Source organism: Streptomyces sp. NPDC001732 (assembly GCF_053596315.1).
Genome location: NZ_JBSFFY010000059.1, coordinates 1 through 22,588, shown reverse-complemented (window position 1 = coordinate 22,588; position 22,588 = coordinate 1). Strand labels below are relative to the sequence as shown.

22 protein-coding genes, 1 tRNA gene and 3 pseudogenes are annotated in these 22,588 nt (G+C 68.0%); 7 read left to right on the top strand and 19 right to left on the bottom strand.

Annotation, left to right across the window (positions count from 1 at the left end):
• Positions 1 to 596: 596 nt before the first annotated feature.
• A pseudogene (locus tag ACWCXX_RS33180) lies at positions 597 to 822 on the bottom strand (hypothetical protein); the annotation flags it as partial.
• Positions 819 to 1,165: pseudogene (locus ACWCXX_RS33175) on the bottom strand (transcriptional regulator). The pseudogenes ACWCXX_RS33180 and ACWCXX_RS33175, both read right to left, overlap by 4 nt.
• A gap of 363 nt (positions 1,166 to 1,528) precedes the next feature.
• Here ACWCXX_RS33175 and ACWCXX_RS33170 point away from each other — a divergent pair.
• Both ACWCXX_RS33170 and ACWCXX_RS33165 read left to right on the top strand, forming a co-directional pair.
• Complete coding sequence (locus ACWCXX_RS33170; RefSeq protein ID WP_451133792.1) at positions 1,529 to 1,675, top strand: hypothetical protein; 147 nt, start codon at positions 1,529 to 1,531, stop codon at positions 1,673 to 1,675.
• Between the two features lie 948 nt (positions 1,676 to 2,623).
• Positions 2,624 to 3,223 carry a hypothetical protein gene (locus ACWCXX_RS33165; protein ID WP_451133790.1) on the top strand — a complete coding sequence of 200 codons (600 nt, stop codon included), beginning with the start codon at positions 2,624 to 2,626 and terminating at the stop codon, positions 3,221 to 3,223.
• Positions 3,224 to 3,627: 404 nt separating this feature from the next.
• On the opposite strand, the gene ACWCXX_RS33160 is transcribed toward ACWCXX_RS33165, so the two are convergent.
• The 3 genes and pseudogenes from ACWCXX_RS33160 to ACWCXX_RS33150 form a co-directional block, all read right to left on the bottom strand.
• Positions 3,628 to 3,846: a hypothetical protein gene (locus ACWCXX_RS33160; RefSeq protein ID WP_451133788.1), complete on the bottom strand. Its 219-nt coding sequence runs from the start codon at positions 3,844 to 3,846 to the stop codon at positions 3,628 to 3,630.
• A gap of 1,251 nt (positions 3,847 to 5,097) precedes the next feature.
• A pseudogene (locus tag ACWCXX_RS33155) lies at positions 5,098 to 5,297 on the bottom strand (cold-shock protein); the annotation flags it as partial.
• Between the two features lie 46 nt (positions 5,298 to 5,343).
• A complete protein-coding gene (locus tag ACWCXX_RS33150) occupies positions 5,344 to 5,682 on the bottom strand; it encodes a MerR family transcriptional regulator (RefSeq protein ID WP_366288915.1) in 339 nt (112 codons plus the stop codon).
• A 916-nt stretch (positions 5,683 to 6,598) separates the two neighbouring features.
• Here ACWCXX_RS33150 and ACWCXX_RS33145 point away from each other — a divergent pair.
• The gene (locus ACWCXX_RS33145; protein WP_451133785.1) at positions 6,599 to 6,958 is read left to right on the top strand and encodes a hypothetical protein; all 360 of its coding nucleotides are present in this window, start codon (positions 6,599 to 6,601) and stop codon (positions 6,956 to 6,958) included.
• Positions 6,959 to 7,071: 113 nt separating this feature from the next.
• Here the strand turns inward: ACWCXX_RS33145 and ACWCXX_RS33140 are convergent, their stop codons facing one another.
• From ACWCXX_RS33140 to ACWCXX_RS33095, 10 genes are all read right to left on the bottom strand, one after another.
• Complete coding sequence (locus tag ACWCXX_RS33140) at positions 7,072 to 7,392, bottom strand: SCO5918 family protein (protein ID WP_451133783.1); 321 nt, start codon at positions 7,390 to 7,392, stop codon at positions 7,072 to 7,074.
• 57 nt (positions 7,393 to 7,449) lie between these two features.
• The gene (locus tag ACWCXX_RS33135) at positions 7,450 to 7,848 is read right to left on the bottom strand and encodes a CBS domain-containing protein (RefSeq protein ID WP_451133781.1); all 399 of its coding nucleotides are present in this window, start codon (positions 7,846 to 7,848) and stop codon (positions 7,450 to 7,452) included.
• Between the two features lie 46 nt (positions 7,849 to 7,894).
• Positions 7,895 to 9,400, bottom strand: a complete 1,506-nt coding sequence (locus ACWCXX_RS33130) for a DEAD/DEAH box helicase (protein ID WP_451133779.1) — start codon at positions 9,398 to 9,400, stop codon at positions 7,895 to 7,897.
• 287 nt (positions 9,401 to 9,687) lie between these two features.
• Positions 9,688 to 9,891, bottom strand: a complete 204-nt coding sequence (locus ACWCXX_RS33125) for a cold-shock protein (RefSeq protein WP_030323642.1) — start codon at positions 9,889 to 9,891, stop codon at positions 9,688 to 9,690.
• A 439-nt stretch (positions 9,892 to 10,330) separates the two neighbouring features.
• Positions 10,331 to 10,456, bottom strand: coding sequence for a hypothetical protein (locus tag ACWCXX_RS33120; RefSeq protein WP_451133777.1), 126 nt, complete (start codon positions 10,454 to 10,456; stop codon positions 10,331 to 10,333).
• Positions 10,457 to 10,652: 196 nt separating this feature from the next.
• Positions 10,653 to 10,868 (bottom strand): DUF6243 family protein, encoded by a 216-nt coding sequence (locus ACWCXX_RS33115; protein WP_451133775.1) that lies wholly within the window; start codon positions 10,866 to 10,868, stop codon positions 10,653 to 10,655.
• 316 nt (positions 10,869 to 11,184) lie between these two features.
• Positions 11,185 to 12,384, bottom strand: a complete 1,200-nt coding sequence (locus ACWCXX_RS33110) for a PP2C family protein-serine/threonine phosphatase (protein WP_451133773.1) — start codon at positions 12,382 to 12,384, stop codon at positions 11,185 to 11,187.
• Positions 12,385 to 12,580: 196 nt separating this feature from the next.
• Complete coding sequence (locus tag ACWCXX_RS33105) at positions 12,581 to 12,853, bottom strand: hypothetical protein (RefSeq protein WP_451133771.1); 273 nt, start codon at positions 12,851 to 12,853, stop codon at positions 12,581 to 12,583.
• Positions 12,854 to 12,897: 44 nt separating this feature from the next.
• Positions 12,898 to 13,164 carry a hypothetical protein gene (locus ACWCXX_RS33100; RefSeq protein ID WP_388989181.1) on the bottom strand — a complete coding sequence of 89 codons (267 nt, stop codon included), beginning with the start codon at positions 13,162 to 13,164 and terminating at the stop codon, positions 12,898 to 12,900.
• Positions 13,165 to 13,499: 335 nt separating this feature from the next.
• Positions 13,500 to 14,090: a DUF5994 family protein gene (locus tag ACWCXX_RS33095; RefSeq protein ID WP_451133769.1), complete on the bottom strand. Its 591-nt coding sequence runs from the start codon at positions 14,088 to 14,090 to the stop codon at positions 13,500 to 13,502.
• 309 nt (positions 14,091 to 14,399) lie between these two features.
• Here ACWCXX_RS33095 and ACWCXX_RS33090 point away from each other — a divergent pair, with 309 nt between their 5' ends.
• Positions 14,400 to 14,891 (top strand): DUF5994 family protein, encoded by a 492-nt coding sequence (locus tag ACWCXX_RS33090; protein WP_451133767.1) that lies wholly within the window; start codon positions 14,400 to 14,402, stop codon positions 14,889 to 14,891.
• A gap of 91 nt (positions 14,892 to 14,982) precedes the next feature.
• Here the strand turns inward: ACWCXX_RS33090 and ACWCXX_RS33085 are convergent.
• A tRNA-Gly gene (locus ACWCXX_RS33085) sits at positions 14,983 to 15,056 on the bottom strand.
• Between the two features lie 467 nt (positions 15,057 to 15,523).
• Between ACWCXX_RS33085 and dcd the strand changes: the two genes are divergently transcribed.
• Both dcd and ACWCXX_RS33075 read left to right on the top strand, forming a co-directional pair.
• Positions 15,524 to 16,099, top strand: coding sequence for a dCTP deaminase (gene dcd, locus ACWCXX_RS33080; RefSeq protein ID WP_283852536.1), 576 nt, complete (start codon positions 15,524 to 15,526; stop codon positions 16,097 to 16,099).
• Between the two features lie 6 nt (positions 16,100 to 16,105).
• Entirely contained in the window at positions 16,106 to 16,621 is a 516-nt protein-coding gene (locus ACWCXX_RS33075) for a phosphoribosyltransferase (RefSeq protein ID WP_451133764.1), read from the top strand.
• A gap of 176 nt (positions 16,622 to 16,797) precedes the next feature.
• Here the strand turns inward: ACWCXX_RS33075 and ACWCXX_RS33070 are convergent, their stop codons facing one another.
• The 3 genes from ACWCXX_RS33070 to ACWCXX_RS33060 all read right to left on the bottom strand — a co-directional run bounded on the left by ACWCXX_RS33070 (position 16,798) and on the right by ACWCXX_RS33060 (position 21,147).
• Positions 16,798 to 17,763 carry a YIP1 family protein gene (locus ACWCXX_RS33070; protein WP_451133762.1) on the bottom strand — a complete coding sequence of 322 codons (966 nt, stop codon included), beginning with the start codon at positions 17,761 to 17,763 and terminating at the stop codon, positions 16,798 to 16,800.
• Positions 17,764 to 17,945: 182 nt separating this feature from the next.
• The gene (locus ACWCXX_RS33065; RefSeq protein ID WP_451133760.1) at positions 17,946 to 20,228 is read right to left on the bottom strand and encodes a (Fe-S)-binding protein; all 2,283 of its coding nucleotides are present in this window, start codon (positions 20,226 to 20,228) and stop codon (positions 17,946 to 17,948) included.
• 88 nt (positions 20,229 to 20,316) lie between these two features.
• Entirely contained in the window at positions 20,317 to 21,147 is an 831-nt protein-coding gene (locus ACWCXX_RS33060; RefSeq protein WP_451133758.1) for a sugar transferase, read from the bottom strand.
• Between the two features lie 349 nt (positions 21,148 to 21,496).
• Here ACWCXX_RS33060 and ACWCXX_RS33055 point away from each other — a divergent pair.
• Positions 21,497 to 22,588: Hsp70 family protein (locus tag ACWCXX_RS33055; RefSeq protein WP_392080236.1), on the top strand; the 1,092-nt coding region annotated here is incomplete at its 3' end.

Genomic DNA, 22,588 nt, shown 5'->3' with positions numbered 1-22,588 from the left:
AGAGCAAGGCGGCCCGCAACGCACGCGAGAATCCCGTATCTCCGACGGAGATGTTCAAAGTTTCAACTCACCTGCTCAGAGGGCTTTTTCGCTCCCCATACTGTCGCACACGATCTGCTTCAGTAACCGTTTTCGCCCCGATCCCGAGGAAGGGATGCCGAACGGTCGATCGCTCATTTCCAGCCATTCCCGCTCACCCGCGCCCGGCCCGGTCTGGACGCGGACGGCCTCCTCGCGTAGCCCGTCGACTCGACTCCCCGCACCGGAAGTTGCCGGGAACGACCGAAGACCCCGAGCCGCCGGGTGCCCGTGGAGCCGGGCCGGGCGGGGCTCCCGCCGTCAGGGGCGCCGGGCATGCCATCGGTGCAGGCCGGAAGCGCCCTCACGGCACGCGAATGGCGCCTGCCACGGGAATGACCTGGCCAACGGACGAGGCCCGGGCCGCCGCCCCGGGCCTTCGCCGTGGAGCGGGTGACGGGAACCGAACTCGCGCTCCGAGCTCGGGAATCATGGGTGCTTGTCCGGTCGAAGCGCCTCTGGCCTGGGTGTTTGTCCCTGAGGTGTGAATTCGGTGTGGTCCCGGGGCGCCGAGCTCGGCTGAGACCGAAGGAGTCGCGCGCACGGGGCCGGCCGAGTTCTTCGAGCTCGACGGGGTTCCAGCGGCCCGTGGCGGCCTGCACATCGATCAGACCCCTGGCGAGTCCGCGGTCGACCAGGCCGTGCGCCTGGACCGCGTGGTCGCCGGTGAGCGCGAGAGGGTATGCACCGCCCCCGGCGAGCACGTCCGGCAGGCAAGCGGTGGTGCAGGCCCGTGAGGTTCACGCAGCGGCCCGGACGCTGTCGGCCGGCTCGCCGAAGGCGCTCTCCCGGACCTCGCGGACATCAGGGCTGACCAGTGTGCGCAGTGTGGGCCACAGGCCGACGAGCAGGTCCTGGTCGAGGTACTGGACCAGGTCGTCGTGCCGGCCCTCGGCCAGGACGATGCGGCAGTGGCTCATCCGCAGCCGGGGCCGGTCGAGGTCGAACGTGGTCAACCCCGACCAGGCAAGGTGGAGCGGCAGGTGTACCGGGCCGTGCTTGGGACCGGCAAGCCCGGAGGGCGCTGCGGGCAGGCGCCGGCGAACTTGGCACGGCGGAGATCGGAAAGGCAAGGCTGTGATGCCATGCATCGGTTCTCCAGGAAGAGCCGACGACGAGCCGTTCGGGCCGCAGACACCACTCCTGCGAGCAGAAGACCGGCCCGCTGCCCCGCCGACTGCGAACATCGGGTTGAGTGGGGCCCACTGCGGCGAGTGCTGCCACGGCGTTGACGCCGTCCCCCGACGACCGCGACCCGTTTCCCTCCGGTGCACAGCGCACGGACGTTCCGCTTTGCGCTCGGGGCGCAGCGGGAGTACGTCTCGTCGACCCACGCCCTTGCCCAGGACCTGAAACTCCTCGCCCAGGACGAACTGATCAACCGGCTCGGCATCCGGACCTGTCCGAACTTCTCGGTCCGATCCGGAACGCCGGCCTCACAAGCCTCGCCATGCTGCACGGTCTCGGCCCGGCCGCCCGGCTCGCGACGGCCCCCTCGTCCTCCACCACGGCCGTGCCGTCACTGCGGGGCCGGTCCTCACACCTGCTGCCCGGCTCGGCCGCCGCCCCTGCCGGCATGTCGTGGCACACGTTGTGAGGAGCACTGATCAGCGCTCGCCCTCCGGAGCGGTTCGGGTCTTGCCGCACTCGTAATTGGGGGTGGGATGAGGCGGTCGTCGCTGTACGGGTTGTCGGTGGCACGTACTAACGTGCCCGCAGCGTTCCGTTGCTGTTCGTACGCCTTGAGGAGCCACGATGCCCGGAGGCACACCCGAGCTTCCCGCGAAGGACCTGCGCACCCTGATACCGGCGTACGCGGGCCTGCGCGGGAAGCCGCCCCCTCACCCGGAGCCCAGCGACCCTCGCGTGCGGGAGAGTGCGTCGGGGGGCGAGCTGCTGTGCTCCGCGGAGGGCTTCTGCGTTTCTCGTCCGCACCTCTTCCTGCCGGGGCCGAGAATGCGATCCCGGAACTGGCAGAGACCGCTGTTGACCTCCGCGATCGCAGAACTCTCATATGTTGGTCCGCAGTCGTCGGCATGCCGCTGAGAACGGAAAGACCGCCCAATTCTGATTCGATCGGAGTTGTCGCTCGGTGCGCGCAGTTCGGCGTTTTGTCCGGGTGCGACCCAGGAGGCTGTGAATGCGTAATCTGCTTGCGTTGTTCCTCGGGGGCTTTCCGTAATACCTGGCGGAAGCGCGATGTTCGACACCGCGAGCCGATCCGCCAGGGATTACGGGGTGACCCTCGGCTCGTACGGTCCTCGCGTCGGATGTCCGACCGCCTTGACCTCGGTGACCGGCGGCGTTGCTGAAAACAGTGCCGAAGCGAGACGGCGCCTCCTGGGCGCCTCCGTATTTCTCCATGAGTGCCGCGTTTCTTCGGTGATGCAGGAGGAGTTGTCCGCTGCTCCCCCGGAAGGAATTGCTTGCAGGTTGGCCGGTGTCACCACGAGTGCGAGGCCATGTGTAATGGGAAGTGACTGATCCTTTTCGTGGTAGAGTCTCAATGAATTCACAGGACGCCGCGATTAAAAAGGGGAATGGCGTGAACACCGAGAAGGTTACGGCTCGACGTCTTACGGCCGAGGAGATTTCAGGCTTGGGCCCCCAGGACGGAATCTTCGTCTCGGCAGGGACGAGTGGCCTTCCTCTCGACTGCTACGCCCCGGCTTTTCTCACGGAGCCGGGCAAAAATTTCGAGGGAGGGTCCTTCGCTGCGAGGACGGTTTTCGGTGAGGAGATTCACGTCCTCCCGGACAATGCCGAAGAGGCCGGGATCTGGATTGCCGACAAGGAGGGGGAGGAGATCGAGGTTCTCCAGAGTGCCGGCGTCCTCCTGAACCTTGCGCTCTTCGTGCCCAGCGGGAACAAGGAATCCCTGGAGTCGCTCTACTCCGCCGCGCGGGACGCGTTCGGTGCGGGAGTCGTTCAGCGCTGGAGCGAGGAAGTCCTCGCGGTGCCGGACGTCAAGGTCGACCTGTACGAGGAGCCGGTCCGGGCGCGGAAGAACGCGAACAGCCAGAACCGCGACCGCCGCGCCCTGGACATCTACCCGACCCGAGTGCGGTTCCTGGAGCCCAGCGAGGGCTGGAAGTTCATTGTCGAACCGCACAAGGAGATCGTCGACGACACACCGACGATCTGACCTGATGGCAGCCTGGAGGCCACGCCGGATGCACAGGCCCGCTCCCGGTGACGGATTCAAGAGGGCGTAGCAACCCGCTGGTCAAGCGGCTGTTGTCAGCAGTGCAGCCAGACGCTCGGCTGGAGTTTCCCAGCCGAGCGTTCTGCGTGGGCGTGAGTCGGATTCCGTAGTGCCGGCGTCCGGGTGGTCGTGGTACCGAGGACGACGGTCAGGGCGAAGACCGGCGGAGGCAGCGGAGACGGCAGTCCAGCCCACAGCTGTCCGACCTGCGGGAACGCTCTCATGGGCGGCTCTTGGCAGTGATCCGGTCATACTCGTTCCGACCGTTGTTCACCGCTCCGAAGGGCACGGTCGGCCGGCCTGAACGGGCAGGTTCTTCCCCACCGAGGAGTCGAGCGGCGTCCCTATTGCGTCGCGTCGCAATCCTGGCAGCGGCTTACGGCCGTCCGTCCGACGTTGCCCTGGGTGGCGCGGAGCGGGCTGGAGGGCGCGAGACGACGCCATGCTCCGGGTGAGGGGGCGAGCACCCAGCCGTAGACGGGTGGCCGGATGTCGGCCGGGGTGATGTGCATGCAGCCGGGAAGGTGGGCCTTGCCGCTGGCGTGGATGATGATCGTAGCCACCGGCCAGCCGTCCCAGTCGCTGGTGGGTGCGCTGCCGCGGGGTGCGCGCGGAGCGCAGTCTGCGCAGTTGTGCATTTCATGGCGTTCGCAGTACTGCATGGTCCTCACCCTGTCAGGTTTCGAGTCGCTGTTCGGTGCGTTCGAGCCAACTTCGGTACCAGTACGTGAAGTCATGCCCGGTCGGCTCGATCCCTCGGTCCATCGGTCTCAGATCCTCCCGGACGGCCCCTCGGTGCGGGCCCGTCATCACCATCGGCGACGCATGGCCGCATCCCTGCTCGCCGAGGAACACCGCGCCCGCCTCCTGCGCGTCGTACAGCTCCTCGTAGCGCGCATACCGGGCCGTGTCACGCGGCGGAACTCCTCGTCGGCCGCAGAGGCGTCCTTCTCGGGCTCCTGTGCCTCAAGTGCGGCAAGCTCACTTCGCAGCGCCTCGGCCACGTGTCCTCACTCATGGGTGCACGCTAAGGGTTGTCCCGCAATACCTGGCGGGCGCACGACGACAGCCACTTCCCCGAGCTCTCGGCTGCGCTCGAGCAGGAAGACCCCGTCCTCGCCGCGTTGTCGGAACGCCCGAATGCATCCAGTATGCGGACGCCCCTCCGCCTTGCGATGCACCGCATCCGACGCCGCGCGCTGATCCACCAGGTATTGCGGGACAACCCTTAGGGCGAGACGCGCCGTACCGACCCGGAATTCACCGTGGAGCACGAGTGCCCAGCGCACGCTGCCCCCTGCCGTTGTCGGCGTGATCGCTCGCGACGGCAGGAACCAGGTCGGCGGGCTCGCCGGCCATACGCGGCAAAGTTGCCGGCTGCACCGGCCGAGAAACCTGAGAGGTCCAGACAACAAAGAAGCCCCGGGCTGCTGGCCTGGGGCTTTTGCATGGAGCGGGTGACGAGAATCGAACTCGCGCTCCGAGCTTGGGAATCAACCGGCACTTGATGGCTCGCAGGGTTGCTGAGCTGCGAGAACGTTCACTGAAGGTACTGTTCTGGCCGCCTCGGCGGATCCCTTGTTGACCGCTGTTCACCGCCGCTACTGGCACGTTGTGGCACGCGGCGGTGCCAGGGGAGGAGGTGACGCCCGTGCCCAGTGGCGCCGTTTCCTGGTCGGCACCCCACGCGCATACCTCCAAATTCCGCATGATGCCGTGAGCGACCCCTGGACCGGGGCGATCCGGGGGTCGCCGTAGCCCGCCTGCGGCGGATCCGGGAGGATCCCGGTTCCGCCGGAGGGGCGGGAAGGCCAGGCCGGGTTGATGTTCTCCGCCTGGGAGCCCTTCTGGCCCTGGGTGACGTCGAACGTCACGACCTGGCCCTTCTGGAGCTCACGGAAGCTCGAAGGGCTGATCGCCGAGTAGTGGGCGAAGACGTCCGGGCCACTACGGTCCTAAGCGAAAAGCCGAAGCCCCTCCCCGCGGTGGAACGCTTCACAGTTCCCGCAGGCACGTCTCATGCCTTCCGGTCCGCCGGTGTCCGGCGGACTCGCACCGCCTCAGTCCTCGGTCGGCGGCTCTGCCGCTTCGGCGGCGCGGCGGTACTCGGCGTTGATGCGTTGCGCCTCTTCGAGCTGGTCTTCCAGGACGACGATGCGACAGGCGGACTCGATGGACGTGCCCTGGTCGACCAGTTCGCGGGCACGGGCGGCGATGCGCAGTTGATAGCGGGAGTAGCGGCGGTGCCCGCCCTCCGAGCGCAGGGGGGTGATCAGACGGGCTTCGCCAATGGCGCGGAGGAAGCCCTGGGTCGTGCCGAGCATCTCGGCGGCCCGGCCCATCGTGTAGGCGGGGTAGTCGTCGTCGTCAAGTCGGCCATACGAGTCGTCTGCTGTCACTTGCACCTCTCTTGTGGAACGCATGGAGGGGCCCTGATGCCGTACGGCACCAGGGCCCCGAAGGAACTACTACACCACCTGCCGGCCCTGATACTGCTACTGCACCGGCATTCTGTGTCCGCGGACCCGACCTGGCTGCTGTCGGGATTGCGGGGATCGCGGTTGCTTGACCGGGGACCACCTCACTATCGATGTCCTGCGGTACCCGGGCTCGTTGTTCCGGCCCGGGCGATCCTGATGGCGCGGGCTCCTCCGTTCTTCCCTCGGTGATCAACTATCTACCATGGGGCACTGCGTACTGCTGGTGATGCGAACTGCTCAGCGGCCGGTTACAGCGCCGCCTCCGGCAGCCAGCCCCGTTGCCTTCCTACATCTGTTCTGGCTTGGAACCCCACTGCCGAACTTCCCGGTGCGCGCGTCCGCAGCCGACGCCTTCACCGAGGTACCGCTCAGTCACTTCACTGCGGGGTACTGCGGACTGCACTCACGGGACCGCACCTTCCATGACAGCGGCCCCGCTCCGGCGGCCCCTCGCTGCGGGCCACCCCGGTCCGGCCGTCAGTCCCGTCGCCGTCCTGTAACAACCCTGGCTTCGAAACTCCACCGCCGCACCGTCCTGCGATTACATGCACTGCCGGCAGTTCTTCTCTGCCAGGCCCTGCTGTCTCTCTGGGTACGAGAGAAACCATAACCGCGCCACCGCTCAATGTCTACTCTGGCCAACAGAGATTTTCGCGTATCTCGTGAGGAGGTAATCGGCATCGCTGGAGGCCTCGGCCGGCCCGTGGCCAACCGGCTCGCCAGAGCGGCCGCGGTCACCTGCCGGGTCTCTCGGGGGAAGACAGCGACTGTCCGTCTTGCTCGGCAGCACGAACGGTCGGGGGGACGGGACGACTCGTGAATAGGATCGGCTTTCATGTCGAAGCCTGACGAGCTGCTCGTTGACGTCGCCGCGCTGGTGGAGTCCGGGCACAGCAATCAGATGTCCCTGACCGTGGTCACCGGTGGTGCTGTCATCACCGGCCGGCTGGCCCCCGAAGCCGTGTGGCGGCAACGGGTGGCGGAGGTCCTGACGGACTCGTCCCGCCTGGGCGAGTTCTCCGCCATGTTCACCGCGCCGACGCGGGGGGAGGGGCCGCCCGCGTATCTGCACTTCCATATGGCGCGGATCCTCCAGGGCACGGTGGGGATCCCGGAGACGGGTGGGATGTACCGCGTCTCGATCGCGGAGGTCAGCGCCTGGACCGTGGGCGACTTCAGCTACTCCGATCACTGACCTCGCGCCGCGCAGAGGAACTCACTGGTACGAGGGAGGGCCCGACCGGCGTGTGCCGGTCGGGCCCTCTTGGCTGTTCGGTTGTCAGCGCACGCTTCCCGTCGGTCAAACGATCAGGCGGTCGGACGGCCCGCCGGGACGCCGAGCATCGCGGAGGCGTGCTGGTGCGGGCTGAGGGCGCGGGTGGGCGCGGTGGCCTGAGGGAGGCCGCGGCAGGTGAAGCCGAGCTTGGTCATGGCCCGGACGACTTCGTCGGCACTGAAGTCGCGGCGATCCTGGCGGGTGATGACCTGGCCGACCTGCTTGACCGGGTAGGTGCGGCGACCGATGATCACGGACTCGCCGACGACCTCCTCGGGCTTGATGTCCTTCATGGAGTCCAGGACGCCGTTCCTGGTGAGCTCGAATGGGAAGCGGGCGATTGCACAGCGCACGATGCCTCACAGGGATCACAGGGAAGGGAAGGAAGTTGTTCCGCCGGGTGAGACGGTTCAGAGGGCCAGGACGAGGACGCCCGACGCGCCGACCTGCTCGTCCACGGCGGACGGGGTAGCGGGCCGGCGGTGGTGCGTGGCGTGCTCGGCCACCATGGTGGCGGGCGAGGCGTGCGGCCCGCGGTCGCCGAGGATGTCGCGCAGCTGGAGCCGGTCCGTGTAGGCGGGGCTGTCGCGGACGGTGGTGAGATGGGCCTGGGTGACCAGTCCGGTGCACAGACCGTCGTTGTCGCAGACCCTCAGGTGTCCGGTCCTGTCGCTGGCCATGACGGACAGGGCCACCTCGACGGTCATGTCGTCGCAGACCTGCGGCCCGGCCGTGCTCGTGGTGTCGAACGCCGCCTCGGGCACGGGGGTGGCGTTCGTCGAGGGGGGCTGCAGCTGGATCAGTGTCACAACGTACCTCCTGCAGAGATGGGTCGGTTTCCGGATCACGCGGTGTTCAGGCCGCCGCGTCGAAGGCGGACTTCCGCCCGCTCGCGCCCCGTGCGGCCCCAGCGGGGCTGCGTCGACCGCGGGAGGCCGTGCCGCGCTTGCGTCGCTCGGGTGTCGGCGCGGTGATCGTCACGGGGATGCCGGAGGGGGTCCGTGCGCCGGTGATCCGGCGGAGTGCTTCCTCGCCGGAGCGGACCTGGGTGGCCTGGGGCACGATGCCGGCGGCCGCCATGAGGCGCGTCATGTCGCGGCGCTGGTTGTTGGTGACCAGGGTGACGACACTGCCGGACTCGCCGGCCCGCGCGGTACGGCCGCCGCGGTGGAGGTAGTCCTTGTGGTCGGTCGGCGGGTCCACGTTCACGACGAGGTCGAGGTGGTCGACATGAATGCCGCGCGCCGCGACGTTCGTAGCGACCAGCACGGTCACGTGCCCTGCCTTGAACTGGGCGAGGGTGCGGGTGCGCTGCGGCTGTGACTTACCTCCGTGCAAGGCGGCAGCCCGGACACCGCTGGCGAGGAGGTCCTGGGTGAGGCGGTCAACGGCGTGCTTGGTGTCCAGGAACATGATCACCCGGCCGTCGCGCGCCGCGATCTCCGTCGTCAACCGGTGCTTGTCGGCACCGTGCACGTGCAGGATGTGATGCTCCATCGTGGTGACCGCGCCCTGGGAGGGATCCACGGAGTGAACGACGGGGTCCGTGAGGTAGCGACGGACCAGAAGGTCGACGTTACGGTCCAGGGTCGCGGAGAACAGCATGCGCTGGCCCTCGGGGCGGACCTGGTTCAGGAGCGCGGTGACCTGCGGCATGAAGCCCATGTCGGCCATCTGGTCGGCCTCGTCCAGGACGGTGATGGCGACCTGGTTCAGTCGGCAGTCGCCACGGTCGATGAGGTCCTTGAGGCGACCGGGGGTGGCCACGACGACTTCGGCGCCGCCCCGCAGCGCAGTCGCCTGCCGGCTGATCGACATCCCGCCGACGACAGTGGCCAGGCGCAGCTTCACAGCGCGGGCGTAAGAGGTGAGGGCATCGGTGACCTGCTGAGCGAGCTCCCGGGTGGGTACCAGAACCAGGGCCAGCGGCTGACGGGGCTCGGCGCGCTGCCCGGCGGTGCGGGCCAGCAGGGCCAGGCCGAAGGCGAGAGTCTTGCCGGAGCCGGTCCGGCCGCGGCCCAGAACGTCGCGACCCGCCAGAGAGTTCGGCAGCGTCGCGCCCTGGATCGGAAACGGCATGGTCACGCCCTGCGCGGTGAGGGTGGTCAGCAGGCTCCTCGGCATGTCGAGGTCGCTGAACACGTCGACTGCGGGCAGCGCCGGAGTGGTCGTCTCCGGCAGGGCGAACTCTCCCCGCATCGCAGCGGGCCGCCGGCCACCCGAACGGTTCGGACCTGCCGAACGGTTCGGGGTGGACGAACCGAAGCGATTGCCCCGAATCGAACCAGCAGTGGAGTCGTACCCGTGGCCGTCGTTTCGCCGGGCGCGGGAGGAACGGCTGTTCGTGCTTGTGGGGTTCATAAAGAACCTTCCTTGATACGGCACGTATCAAGGAATTCCCGGTGCAAGAGCAGCGCGGGGAATCACAGGTACGGACCGAATGGAATGCGAACGCGGTTCACGGGAAAGTCATGTCGGCGTACGCAAAAAATTATGGATGGCATGCGGAAAGTAATCCGGTGCGTCGTCGGGCGCTTTGGCGCGGCTCCGATGAGGCGGTGTGCCTCAACGGCGTGCCGCAGAAACGCGTGCAGCTGGGGCCCGCACCCCGAGGGATGCGGGCCCCAGCTACGAAATGCGCGTCAGCGTCAGGCGGAAACGATGTTCTCGGCCGTCGGGCCTTTCTGGCCCTGCGCGATGTCGAAGCTGACCTTCTGGCCTTCCTGCAGCTCGCGGAAGCCTTGGGCGGCGATGTTCGAGAAGTGGGCAAACACGTCAGGGCCGCCACCGTCCTGCTCGATGAAGCCGAAACCCTTTTCCGCGTTGAACCACTTCACGGTGCCAGTAGCCATGTCATATCTCCTCTGGGCAGTACACCGGAATCCGCACTGTACGGAAACCGTGTCGCCGCGATGATGCCCCGTCCGGAAAATGACCGGAAATACAAAGCGCTTCCCTGTGGCCTGAAGGCCGACCGGAAGCGCTTGAAGTTTTTTTGGGTACCAAAACTGCAACCGAGTCCGACAGTAGCACGCTGCGGCGGCTTGTGCGTGTCAAATTTATTCCCCGTGTGCGCTGCGGTAAGAACTCTCCCGGTAAGGGTCGTTAAAGTCTGAGACCGCCGACACAGGTATTCATTTACCTCGGGTGCGGCTTTTCCGAAAGCCAGGAGGTCGACCGGCTGCGACGTCTGCGGTCCATCGGAACCCGTCTCTGAGGGCTCGATCCCGGGAAGCCCTGCCGGCGGCTCGCAGGAGACCCTGTGCCCGCGAGCCCGTCGGTACCGTCGAGTCACCTGTTCTTCGGGATCGAGCAGTGGAACGTCGGCCGGTCCAGGCCGGTGCCAGAGTTCGGTACGTCGCTGCCGGAGAGGAGAACGCTGCGTGCCGCGTCGAGCATGCCGCGCACGGACTTCACCGAGAGCTGCCGCTTCTCCGGGAGACTGATCGCGGTCGCGCAGGGCCGGCTGCCGAGTCGCGGATGGTCGGCCGAGAGCTGGGCAGGGTCGGCCGCGCCCGGTACGGCAGCAGGGCCCGGTATGGCAGCAGGGCCAGGATCGCGCGTCGTGGTTCTGGCCCTGCCCCATGCGGTGCCGCCCCGCGGCGGCGGTGCGTCAGCTCTGTGCGATGTCGTCGCCCGTCTGCCCGGCGCCCTCGGCCGCGTCGGCCTTCTCGCGCATCTTGCGCACCAGCTCCGCCTTCCGGTCGGCGGCACCCTGGCGGTCGAGGTTGCGATGCGGACCGTTGTTCTGCCGTTCGGCGCGGGACAGCCTCTTGCGCTGGCCGCCGCCCATGCCCACGGGGTTGTTGATGTTCTTGCTCACGGTCATGGTTTCTCCCGGAATGATGTGAAGTGATCTAGGGCTTCAACGGTGAGGGACGGGCGCGGCGACGCCGAGGGATGTCAGCAGGGGCCCGGTCTGAGCAACAAACAAGGCCCTGGTCTCCGACCAGGGCCTTCATCAAAGAGCGGGTGACGAGAATCGAACTCGCGCTCTGAGCTTGGGAATCACCCGGCATTTGGGCCCGCGAAGCGCTTCTGACCTGCGGAAACGCCACCCGGACGCCGCTTCTGCATCGCCTGCTCGACTCCCTTGTTGTCCGCTGCTGACCGCCTCTACTGGCACGTTGTGGCACGGCGGCGGATCAGCCGCGCCACTCGACCAGGACGAGAGTGGCGTCGTCCGAGGTGGCTTCGCCGCGGGCTCGCTTGAGCGTGTGGGACAGGTCCCGTGCCACCGTGCGGACGCCTCGGTCCGTCTTCTCCAGCTGGTTCACCCAGTCGATCAGCTGGTCCTCGCCGAACTGCTCCTGCCCGCTCTCGTGTTCCTCGACCAGGCCGTCGGTGAAGCAGAGGATCCGGTCCCCGGGCGCGAGCGTCACCTCGCTGACCTGTGGTTGTGCTCCGCCGAAGCCGACGGGGAGGGTGGTGGGGCTGTCCAGGCGGCCCATGACACGGTGCTCCCGGATCAAAACGGGGGCGGGGTGTCCCGCGTTGACCCACTGGAGACGGCCGGTGGTTGTGTCCAGCCGCATCATCTGCGCGGTGACGAAGTGGTCGGGGGCGAACTGCTCGGCCACGGCCCGGTCCATGAAGAGATAGACCTCGGACAGCTCGATACTGATGCGGCGGGCGTGCCGGTATGCGCCGATGGCTACGGTCGCCATGGCCGCCGCGTCCAGGCCGTGACCCATGGCGTCGATCACGGCGAGGTGGAGGGTGTCGCCGTTCAGGGCGTAGTCGAAGCTGTCGCCGGCGATGTCGTACGCGGGCTCCAGGACTCCGGCGACGGCGACGCGCGGCATGGTCATGGTCAGCGGCGGCAGGAGCGCCCACTGGATCTCCGCGGCTATGCTCATCGGCTCGCTGCGGCGGGTGCGGAAGAAGAGGTCGGTGTGGTTGTTCTTGGTCTGCAGCAGATCGGCGATCAGGCTCGCGATCCTGCGCAGGAGGCGGCGGTCGTCGTCGTCGACCGTGTCCAGGGTGACGGCCAGGACGCCGGCCTGGTCGCCGCCGTCGAGCAGCGGTATGTGGACGCGTACTCCGTCGGCCAGCGCCAGCTCGACCGTGCGCGACGTGAGGAAACACCTGCCGGCCTCCGAACCGTCGATGGACAGCGGCTCGCCGCCCGTCAGCCCTTCGGCGAGTAGGGGAACCAGCCTCTGTTGCCCGTAGTCCTGGAGCAGGATCTGCGGACTCCTGCCCCCCAGCCGGCTCACCGTCTCGGCGACGACCAGCCCGACCCGATGGGGCGGCAGTTCGTGCGCCCGGTCCAGGATCGTTCCCAGGAGTCCCTCCCCGAAGCTCTCCGAGCGATCGGGTTTCCCGCGTCGTCCGAGGGTCATCCCGTTGCCTCCAACCGAGCGGCGATGACCTTGCCCGGTCCTGCCGTACGGGGCGGGGTGCCGCGACTGCGCGGCGACCGGGTTCCGGAGCGGCCCGCACCACAGATGTGGCCTCCAGGATGCTCCTCGGCGGCAGGCCACGCCACAGGGACGCCGTGCGGGGACACAGCTTGCCGGTGACCGGAGGCGGACCGGTTCAGCCGCCCTCTTCCTCCTCCGCTTCCATGACGCGGATGCCCTGATGGGTGAGCGAGACCATCGCGGGTGCGTTTCCCGGCTCCCAGTCGACGGTGACCAACCCCTCGCCCGCGAGGTGGGGGCAGGCGGAAGCGAGGTCCTGCTCCGGGATGCGCAGGTTGTGGTTAAGCGCGGCTCCGGTGATGCCGAGCAGGCGGTTGCCTTCGGCGGCTGTGTAGACGGCCCGGAGGATCTGCCGACGGTGCCGCTGCCGCTCGTGGAGTGTCGCCATGGCCGCGTGGTCCTGTCGTCCGTGTGGTGGTCGTGCGTGGCCGGTCAGGGCTCCTCGGTGTAGGCGCCGGTGCCGGTGGGAGGTCTGCTGGTGGCGAGCCAGGTGCGGGCGGGTCCGGCGGCGGTCTCGGTGTCGACGGTGAGGTGGAGCCGTGTACCGCTGCCTGGCACGGGGTAGCTGCGCTGCTCCGCGCCGGCGAAGCACCGGCGGATCACTTCGGCGACCGCGCGGGCGGCCTCGGGCGTGGCGGAGACGATACGAATCTCGGCGTGTCCCTCCTGCGGCAGTGGTTCGTTCTCGGTGGGGTGCAAGACGGCGGGCTCCGTTCGGGATAAAGAGCGAGAGGCCGGCGGGTGGGTCGTTCCTGGTGTCGGGTGCCCCACCCGCGACCTTCGGCCGGAGGACCGGAGGAGTGGTCTGGGGTCAGGCAGGTCAGGGCCAGGTGCCCGCAGGCCTCCCGATCGGCGATTCGCTCGGGCGGCCTGGGGTTGCCGTGGCCGGGGGGACGGCGGAGGGAGGGGTAGGGCCGTCGAAGTGGTGGGCCGCTATGCGTGCGTCGTGCTGGGAGTTCAGTCGGTGGATCAGGCGTGTTCCGAGCACGATCAGAAGTGCGCCTGCCATAAGCGTGATCAAGGTCCCCATGCCCTCACCTTCCGGTACGTCCCGGTATCGGAATCATCCGCGCGCCGACGACCGGGTGTGCCGCTGGATGCGACCGGGGCGCCGAGGCGGCCCCGCCATCGGTCTCCCAGGCGTCTTCGCTGCTCCGTACCTCCCGCATACGGCGGATGGTCGCGGCCTCGCCGGACATCAGCGAGCCCGCGGTGAGGACGCTGCCGGGGCGTGCGGCGGCGGCCATCAGCCGGGCCGCGGAGGCAGGTTCGGTCTCGGGCGGAATCACGAGCAGGTCACAGCGGCCGGTCGTGTAGGACAGCAGGATGATCTTGTCCGGGTCCTGCTCGGTGAACCAGCCCACGTGCAGGACGTGGCCGGTGACGGCGACCTTGTGCGGGACGACGGGCCAGTGGCCGGGGTTCACCAGGGCGCGGGTGATACGGCCCCAGCGTTCTTCGAGGGCGTCGGCCAGCGGAGGCAGCTCGGCTGCCAGGTCGCGCGAACGGGGCCACCAGGCGCCGTCGAGCCGACCGGCGAGAGTGGTCTCAGGGGTGAGCGACAACCGGGCCGGAAGCTCTGGGGTGAGGGCGCGGTTCGCAGTCCTGTCGGGGGTGGTGGTCATGGCGGACCTGCCCCCGGGCTGCCCGTCGGCAGCCCGGTTTTTCGTGTTCCCCGGAAATGACACCTGCGTGGAAGCTGGTGCTCGAAGTACTTCCGGTAGTTCCAGGATACGTCTGATCAGCCCGTTTTCGGCCTGATACGGGGAGGTACTTCCGGTTCGCGTGGACGAGTGTGCGGCGACGGGCGGATCTGCGGGAGCCGGGGTTACCGTGAGATGACGGCACAGTCGCCCGCCGGCGGCCTGCCGTATCTCGGCCGGCCGCGGCCGTGGCGGACCGCGGTACCTCACCCGTAGACGAGCGGATCCACCATGACCGACTCCGACATCCCGCCCCCGTTGCTCCTGCCTGACGAGATCCATCAGTCGGTACGCCCCGGAACGGCGCTGCTCCGGCTGGAGACGACGCACTCCCGCCAGGGCGTCCTCGACGGGGCGTGGTGGCCGCGCACCCGAGGCGTGGAGCAGGAGGTTCCCGCGCTGGTGTCCGTGCTGACCGAGCACCTGGGCCCCATCACCCGGGTCGGCCTGGACGCCACCGCGTGGGACACGATCCCGACCCGGCTGGTCATCGACGACCGGGTCGTCCACCTCGACTCCTTCCCCGTCGGCGACGACACCGTGCTGATCACCCGCGGCGACAAGGACCACTTCGCGCTGATGGTGGTGCCGCCGGACACGGAACCCGACGCCGCCCGCACGGCCATGGCCCGCGCGGTCCGCGCCGACAACATCACGCGGGCCACCGAGCTCCTTGTCGCCGCACTTCCCCCACCGGTGACCGAACAGGGAGGGGAGGCATGATCCGGACGGCGGACATCCGGGAGTGGCGCAACCAGGCGCAAGAGGTCGAGACAACAAACAAGGCCCGGGTCGCTGACCAGGGCCTTCATCATGGAGCGGGTGACGAGAATCGAACTCGCGCTCTGAGCTTGGGAAGCTCATGTTCTACCATTAAACTACACCCGCGAAGCGGGCCGCATTGGCGGCTCGCATCGTTCGATACTGTACCCCATGCCAGGTCCCCGGCGTTTGAGCCGTGGGGCCTTTTTTGTTGTGGGGGAGGGTGGATGCGGTTGCTGGGGGCGGGAGTTGAGGGCGTAGCGTGGGTGGTCGGAGTGCCGTATGGAGCAGCGTCCCGTTCATCCCCTAATGTGGCTTTTTCGTCCAAGGCTTGTTGGGGAAGGGACTTGATGGACTCCATGGAGCGCACCGTCGTCCGCTGTGCCGAAGGGCACGTTTTCGCTACCTCCTCGTTCCCGATGCAGCAGCTCGGGGCCGGGCGGATCGGGCCCGGGAGGCTCATTCGCTGTCCGCGCTGTGCGCGGCTGCGGCATGCCGTGCCCGTGGTGTTCGAACGGCGGTAGGGGGCGGTGACAGGCGCGCGGGCGGTCCCTGAGTGGGGCGGGCCCGCGCGTTCTGCGTATCCTCGGGGCGTGCTTCTCTCAGACAAGGACATCCGGGCCGAGATCGACGCCGGACGTGTTCGCATTGATCCATTCGACGCGTCGATGGTGCAGCCCTCCAGCATCGATGTGCGGCTCGACCGCTATTTCCGGGTGTTCGAGAACCACCGCTACCCCCACATCGACCCTGCCGTCGAGCAGGCCGATCTGACTCGCATGGTCGAGCCGGACGGGGACGAGGCGTTCATTCTGCATCCGGGCGAGTTCGTGCTCGCCTCGACGTACGAGGTCATCTCGCTGCCCGACGATCTCGCGTCGCGGCTGGAGGGAAAGAGTTCGCTGGGGCGGCTCGGACTGGTGACACATTCGACGGCGGGGTTCATCGACCCCGGTTTCTCCGGGCACGTGACCCTGGAGCTCTCGAATCTCGCGACGCTGCCGATAAAGCTGTGGCCGGGGATGAAGATCGGCCAGTTGTGCATGTTCCGGCTGAGCTCGCCCGCGGAGTTCCCGTACGGCTCCGAGCGGTACGGCTCGCGGTACCAGGGTCAGCGCGGGCCGACCGCGTCGCGGTCGTTCATGAATTTCCATCGGACCCAGGTGTGATGCCCCATGACCAGCAACAATGACGTGGACGACACGCGGGAGAACCTGACCTACGAGGGGTTCGGTCGCGCCGTGCGGGAGCTGGCGCAGACCGTGGCCGACGACGGGTTCGAGCCCGACGTCGTGCTGAGCATCGCCCGCGGCGGGGTGTTCGTCGCCGGTGGGCTCGCCTACGCGCTGGACTGCAAGAACATTCACCTGGTGAACGTCGAGTTCTACACCGGTGTGGGCACCACCCTGGAAATGCCGGTCATGCTGGCACCCGTTCCGAACGCCATCGACTTCTCGGACAAGAAGGTCCTGATCGCCGACGACGTCGCCGACACCGGGAAGACGCTGAAGCTGGTGCACGATTTCTGCATCGATCATGTCGCCGAGGTGCGCAGCGCGGTCATCTACGAGAAGCCGCATTCGCTCGTGAAGTGCGAATACGTGTGGAAGAAGACCGACCACTGGATCAATTTCCCGTGGAGCGTGGAGAAGCCCGTCGTGCGGCGCAGCGGGCAGGTCCTCGACGCCTGATCCGGCGGGAGAACACCGGCAGGAGAACGTCGGGGCAGAGCAGCCCCGGGAGAAAACGAAGACCCCCGGCACATTTCGTGTGCCGGGGGTCTTTCGCTGCCGGTGCGGCGGAATTCCGTGCGGTGGTGGCCGCGTGTGTCGGAGCCGACCGCTCGCGTCGGATCCGACAGGGTGGGTCAGAGCGTGCCGAGCTTGATGATCGACAGCAGTGCGATCAGCTGGATCGCGGACGCGCCCAAGGCCTTCGGCCACGGCAGGTCGTGCGACTTGCTCACCATCGTGGTGAACAGCGCGGCCGAGGCCAGCCAGGTGATCCAGCCGAGGATCTGCACCAGGGAGTTCTCGCCGCCGAGGAAGAGCGCGAACACCAGACGGGGCGCGTCCGTGATCGACATGATCAGCATGGACAGGCCCACGGTCGGTTGCCAGGCGCCGTCGCCGCCCAGCTGGCGGGCGAGCGTGTGGGTGACCGCGCCCAGGACCAGGCCGCCGATGACGAAGCCGACGCCCGTGAGCACGACGTAGGGCACCGCCGTGGAGATCGTCGCGTTGATCGCGTCGTCCCGGGCCTGGTCGAAGCCGAAGAGTGCGAGCAGGCCGTACAGGAACGTGACGATCAGCGCCGGGCCCCAGACGGGGTAGTCGCGCATCTGCCAGAACGTCGGTCCCGGCCGCAGCACGATGCCGGTGAGCAGTTCCTTCCAGGGCAGTCGCGGGCCCGCGGGCGGGGCGGGCGCCTGGCCGGCGTGGTAGGTGCTGCCGTCGTTGTAGGGGTCCTCGCCGATGCTGAACGCCCGCGTGTGACCGGGGGAGTCGGCGAACGGATCGCCCTGCTGGGGAGAACCGTGGGGTTGCTGGGGCGAGTTGTACGGGTCGCCGAAGTACTCCGGCTCGCCGTGGCCGGCCTGGCCGTGACCGGCCTGGGGGGCGCCGGGGTAGCCGTTCCCGTGGTTGCCGTAGCCGCCGTTCCCGGGGGCGCCGTTGTGGTACGGGGGCGGGGCGGCGTTGCCTCCTGCCGGGGGCCAGGGCTGCTGCCCGTACGGCGGTGGTGCCTGTGTGCCGTACGGCTGCTGCCGCGGTTGCTGTTGCCCTTGTTGCGGGGTGCGGTTGTCCCGGCCGCGTCCGATCCTGAATCCAGCCACTCGTCGAACGTACCTGGTCCGCGCGGGTGCGGTCAGAGGGCCCGGGGCCCCTGCCCGCCATTGCGGCCGAGCTGTGACATCCCCTAGGGGGAACCCCCGGCACCCGGCGGTGCGTACCGAAATACGGAAGCGGCCGGTCCGCTCCATGGCGTACCGGCCGCTTCCGTCGTACCGCGGTCGGGTTACTTCACCGGCTCCGGCTCCGGGGTGTCCTCCGTCTCGGCCTCCCCGGCCGGGTCGGCCGGGGTCTTGACCGAGTCCAGCAGGAGCTGCGAGACGTCGACGACCTGGACCGACTCCTTGGCCTTGCCGTCGTTCTTCTTGCCGTTGACCGAGTCGGTCAGCATGACGAGGCAGAACGGGCAGGCGGTGGAGACGATGTCCGGGTTCAGCGAGAGGGCCTCGTCGACACGCTCGTTGTTGATGCGCTTGCCGATCCGTTCCTCCATCCACATCCGGGCACCACCGGCACCGCAGCAGAAGCCGCGTTCCTTGTGGCGGTGCATCTCCTGCTGGCGCAGACCGGGGACCTTGTCCATGATCTCGCGCGGCGGGGTGTAGATCTTGTTGTGACGGCCCAGGTAGCACGGGTCGTGGTACGTGATCAGGCCCTCGACCGGGGTCACCGGGATCAGCTTGCCCTCGTCGATGAGGTGCTGGAGCAGCTGGGTGTGGTGGATGACCTCGTACTCGCCGCCGAGCTGCGGGTACTCGTTGGCGATGGTGTTGAAGCAGTGCGGGCAGGTCGCGACGATCTTCTTCGACGACTTCGGCTTCTTCGTCTCCGGCTCGTCCCCTTCCTCGCCCGGGGCGGACTCGCCGAACGCCATGTTCAGCATCGCGACGTTCTCCTGGCCGAGCTGCTGGAACAGCGGCTCGTTGCCCAGACGGCGGGCGGAGTCACCGGTGCACTTCTCGTCGCCGCCCATGATCGCGAACTTGACGCCCGCGATGTGCAGGAGCTCCGCGAAGGCCTTGGTGGTCTTCTTGGCGCGGTCCTCCAGGGCGCCGGCGCAGCCGACCCAGTAGAGGTAGTCGACCTCGGTGAGGTCCTCGACGTCCTTGCCGACGATCGGGACCTCGAAGTCGACCTCCTTGGTCCACTCGACGCGCTGCTTCTTGGCCAGGCCCCAGGGGTTGCCCTTCTTCTCCAGGTTCTTGAGCATCGTCCCCGCCTCGGACGGGAACGCGGACTCGATCATCACCTGGTAGCGGCGCATGTCGACGATGTGGTCGATGTGCTCGATGTCGACCGGGCACTGCTCGACACAGGCGCCGCAGGTGGTGCAGGACCACAGGACGTCCGGGTCGATGACGCCGTTCTCCTCGGCGGTGCCGATCAGCGGGCGCTCGGCCTCGGCGAGAGCCGCGGCGGGGACGTCCTTGAGCTGCTCCTCGGTGGCCTTCTCCTCGCCCTCCATCGTCTTGCCGCCGCCGGCCAGCAGGTACGGGGCCTTGGCGTGCGCGTGGTCGCGCAGCGACATGATCAGGAGCTTCGGGGAGAGCGGCTTGCCGGTGTTCCAGGCGGGGCACTGCGACTGGCAGCGACCGCACTCGGTGCAGGTGGAGAAGTCGAGGAGGCCCTTCCAGGAGAACTGCTCGACCTGCGGGACACCGAAGACGGCGTCCTCGGCCGGGTCCTCCCAGTCGATCTCCTTGCCGCCCGACGTCATCGGCAGCAGCGCGCCGAGCGCCGTCCCGCCGTCGGCGTTCCGCTTGAACCAGATGTTCGGGAAGGCCAGGAAGCGGTGCCAGGCGACGCCCATGTCCTGCTTCAGGGCGACCGTGATCATCCAGATGAAGGAGGTCGCGATCTTCAGGCCGGCGAAGAAGTAGGTGAGGTTCTGGAGGGTGGAGACGTCCATGCCCTCCAGCCAGTTGACGACCGGGTACGAGATGAAGAAGGAGGCCTCGTAGCCGTCGACGTGGTGCTGGGCGCCTTCGAGGGCGTGCAGCATGAAGATGCAGACGCCGACGATGAGGATGACGGCCTCGACGAAGTACGCCTGGCCGAAGTTGGACCCGGCGAAGCGGGACTTGCGGCCCGGCTTGCGCGGATGGGCCAGCTGGCGGATGACGATCAGGGTCAGGATGCCGAGCACGGTCATCGTGCCGATGAACTCGACGAAGACGTTGTACGGCGCCCAGTCGCCGATGATCGGCAGGATCCAGTCGGCCTTGAAGAGCTGGCCGATGGCGTTGACGATCGTCAGCAGCAGTGAGAAGAAGCCCACCGCCACGAACCAGTGCGCGACACCGACGACGCCCCAGCTGTTCATCCGGGTGTGGCCGAGGAACTCCCTGGCCACGGTGACGGTGCGCTGTGCGGGCTCGTCCGTGCGGGTGCCCGCGGGCACGTTCTGGCCGAGCCGCATGAAGTTGTAGATCTGCAGGAGGGCGCGGAGGAACAGGGCCACGCCTACCACGATCAGAACCAGCGACACGATGATCGCGGCGAGTTGCATTTGGGGGCTCCTCGGGCCTGCGAGGGTGGAATCCAGTGTCAATGAACGAGTACTGGCGATTATCTGGTCTTACCAAGCAGTAACTTAATCAGTCCGTGCTGACACTATCCACTTCTTCCGGTGGGCTGTAGCCGCCCCGGCGGTGATCTGTGTCGCTCGGGTGCTCCTTGCCGCGCCGGGCCAGTGCGCGGACCGTCCGGTGCAGCGGAGCGTGGGCGGCCCTCGCCAGGATGGCCAGGTCCAGTCCCACGTGGTGGTGCTCGGCGTAGTGCTGGTCGAGCAGGTCCGGCTCGTCCCAGGGCATTCCGGAGCGGGAGCGCACCTGCGCCAGGCCGGTGAGGCCCGGTTTCAGTTCCTGCCGCCAGTGTCTCGCGGCGGGGGAGGTGCTGGGGGCCGGGGTGCAGGTTCTGCCCTGTACGGGGGACCCGTCCGGTGCCTGGGGACCGTCGTGTGCGGGGGATTCGCCTCGTACGGGGGGCCCGTCCTCCTCGCGCGGCGGCAGGGGTTCCGGGCCGACCAGGGAGAGTTCGCCCCGTACGACGTGCGGCAGCCGGGAGAGCACGTCCAGTCGCAGGCGCCGGGTGCGCAGCGAGCGCAGGACGAAGACACGGCCGCCGAGGCCGACCCGGGGCGAGCGGTCCAGTACGCCGCCGGGGGGCCGTCGGGCCGCGAGGGCGAGGGCGCCCGCGGCGAGCAGGGGTGCGGCCAGGGCCAGCAGGACCGAGCCGAGGGCCAGGTCCAGTACGCGCTTGGCCGACGGCCGTTCCGGCATGCCCCGCGCCCGGTCGCGCGTCCGGGCCCGCGTCTGCGTCCGCGTCCGGGTCTGCGCCCGTGCCCGCGCCCCGGCCCGGTGCCGCGGGTCCGTCCGCCGCTGCCTCTGCGCCTGCTTCTGTGCCTGTCTCTGCCTCTGCGTCTGCATCGTTCGCACCTGCCTGGGATCGACGGCCCTGCCGGGGTCGCGGCGGATCGAGTGCCGGTTTTGCGTGGCTCACAGCATTTTGTGACAGAACGATCCCATGGGGGTGATGATGAGAAGGGGTTGCGCCGCCCGGGGGACAGGTGAGTGTCGTCCCTGATCGCCCCGTATGCGGCGTTGTGAGGGTGTGGGGATGTGGGGTCGCAAGATCGATGCGCACGGACGGCTCACGGGTGGCGCGAGGTGTGTGCACGATAGTTGAGTCGACTCGACTCAGGTCTGTTGACAGTGTGGCGGGGGTCATGCATCCTTGAGTCAGATCCACTCAAGTAGTCAAGCTGGAGGAACCGAAATGGCACGTGCGGTCGGCATCGACCTGGGCACGACTAACTCCGTCGTCAGCGTTCTCGAAGGCGGCGAGCCCACCGTCATCACCAACGCAGAGGGCGCCAGGACCACGCCGTCCGTCGTCGCCTTCGCGAAGAACGGCGAGGTGCTGGTCGGCGAGGTCGCCAAGCGCCAGGCAGTGACCAACGTCGACAGGACGATCCGCTCCGTCAAGCGCCACATGGGCACGGACTGGAAGATCGAGCTCGACGGCAAGAACTTCAACCCGCAGCAGATGAGCGCCTTCATCCTGCAGAAGCTGAAGCGGGACGCCGAGTCGTACCTGGGCGAGAAGGTGACCGACGCGGTCATCACCGTCCCCGCGTACTTCAACGACTCCGAGCGCCAGGCGACCAAGGAGGCCGGCGAGATCGCGGGCCTGAACGTCCTGCGCATCGTCAACGAGCCGACCGCCGCCGCGCTTGCGTACGGGCTCGACAAGGACGACCAGACGATCCTCGTCTTCGACCTCGGTGGCGGCACCTTCGACGTGTCGCTCCTGGAGATCGGTGACGGCGTCGTCGAGGTGAAGGCCACCAACGGTGACAACCACCTCGGTGGTGACGACTGGGACCAGCGCGTCGTCGACTACCTGGTGAAGCAGTTCGCCAACGGGCACGGCGTGGACCTGTCCAAGGACAAGATGGCTCTCCAGCGTCTGCGCGAGGCCGCGGAGAAGGCGAAGATCGAGCTCTCGTCCTCGACCGAGACCACGATCAACCTGCCCTACATCACCGCGTCCGCCGAGGGCCCGCTGCACCTGGACGAGAAGCTCACGCGCTCGCAGTTCCAGCAGCTCACCGCGGACCTCCTGGAGCGCTGCAAGACGCCGTTCCACAACGTCGTCAAGGACGCGGGCATCCAGCTCTCCGAGATCGACCACGTCGTTCTCGTCGGTGGCTCCACCCGCATGCCGGCCGTCGCCGAGCTCGTCAAGGAGCTGACCGGTGGCCAGGAGGCCAACAAGGGTGTGAACCCGGACGAGGTCGTCGCCATCGGTGCCTCGCTCCAGGCCGGTGTCCTCAAGGGCGAGGTCAAGGACGTCCTGCTGCTCGAC

What these genes read in the sequence shown, in the direction of transcription:
- ACWCXX_RS33095 (WP_451133769.1), bottom strand. Translation starts at nt 14,090, where the DNA reads ATGACCACCACCCCCGACAGGACTGCGAACCGCGCCCTCACCCCAGAG.
- ACWCXX_RS33145 (WP_451133785.1), top strand. Translation starts at nt 6,599, where the DNA reads ATGTCGAAGCCTGACGAGCTGCTCGTTGACGTCGCCGCGCTGGTGGAG.
- ACWCXX_RS33115 (WP_451133775.1), bottom strand. Translation starts at nt 10,868, where the DNA reads ATGACCGTGAGCAAGAACATCAACAACCCCGTGGGCATGGGCGGCGGC.
- ACWCXX_RS33060 (WP_451133758.1), bottom strand. Translation starts at nt 21,147, where the DNA reads ATGCAGACGCAGAGGCAGAGACAGGCACAGAAGCAGGCGCAGAGGCAG.
- ACWCXX_RS33110 (WP_451133773.1), bottom strand. Translation starts at nt 12,384, where the DNA reads ATGACCCTCGGACGACGCGGGAAACCCGATCGCTCGGAGAGCTTCGGG.
- ACWCXX_RS33130 (WP_451133779.1), bottom strand. Translation starts at nt 9,400, where the DNA reads ATGAACCCCACAAGCACGAACAGCCGTTCCTCCCGCGCCCGGCGAAAC.
- ACWCXX_RS33105 (WP_451133771.1), bottom strand. Translation starts at nt 12,853, where the DNA reads ATGGCGACACTCCACGAGCGGCAGCGGCACCGTCGGCAGATCCTCCGG.
- ACWCXX_RS33170 (WP_451133792.1), top strand. Translation starts at nt 1,529, where the DNA reads ATGCTGCACGGTCTCGGCCCGGCCGCCCGGCTCGCGACGGCCCCCTCG.
- ACWCXX_RS33090 (WP_451133767.1), top strand. Translation starts at nt 14,400, where the DNA reads ATGACCGACTCCGACATCCCGCCCCCGTTGCTCCTGCCTGACGAGATC.
- ACWCXX_RS33075 (WP_451133764.1), top strand. Translation starts at nt 16,106, where the DNA reads ATGACCAGCAACAATGACGTGGACGACACGCGGGAGAACCTGACCTAC.
- ACWCXX_RS33065 (WP_451133760.1), bottom strand. Translation starts at nt 20,228, where the DNA reads ATGCAACTCGCCGCGATCATCGTGTCGCTGGTTCTGATCGTGGTAGGC.
- ACWCXX_RS33125 (WP_030323642.1), bottom strand. Translation starts at nt 9,891, where the DNA reads ATGGCTACTGGCACCGTGAAGTGGTTCAACGCGGAAAAGGGTTTCGGC.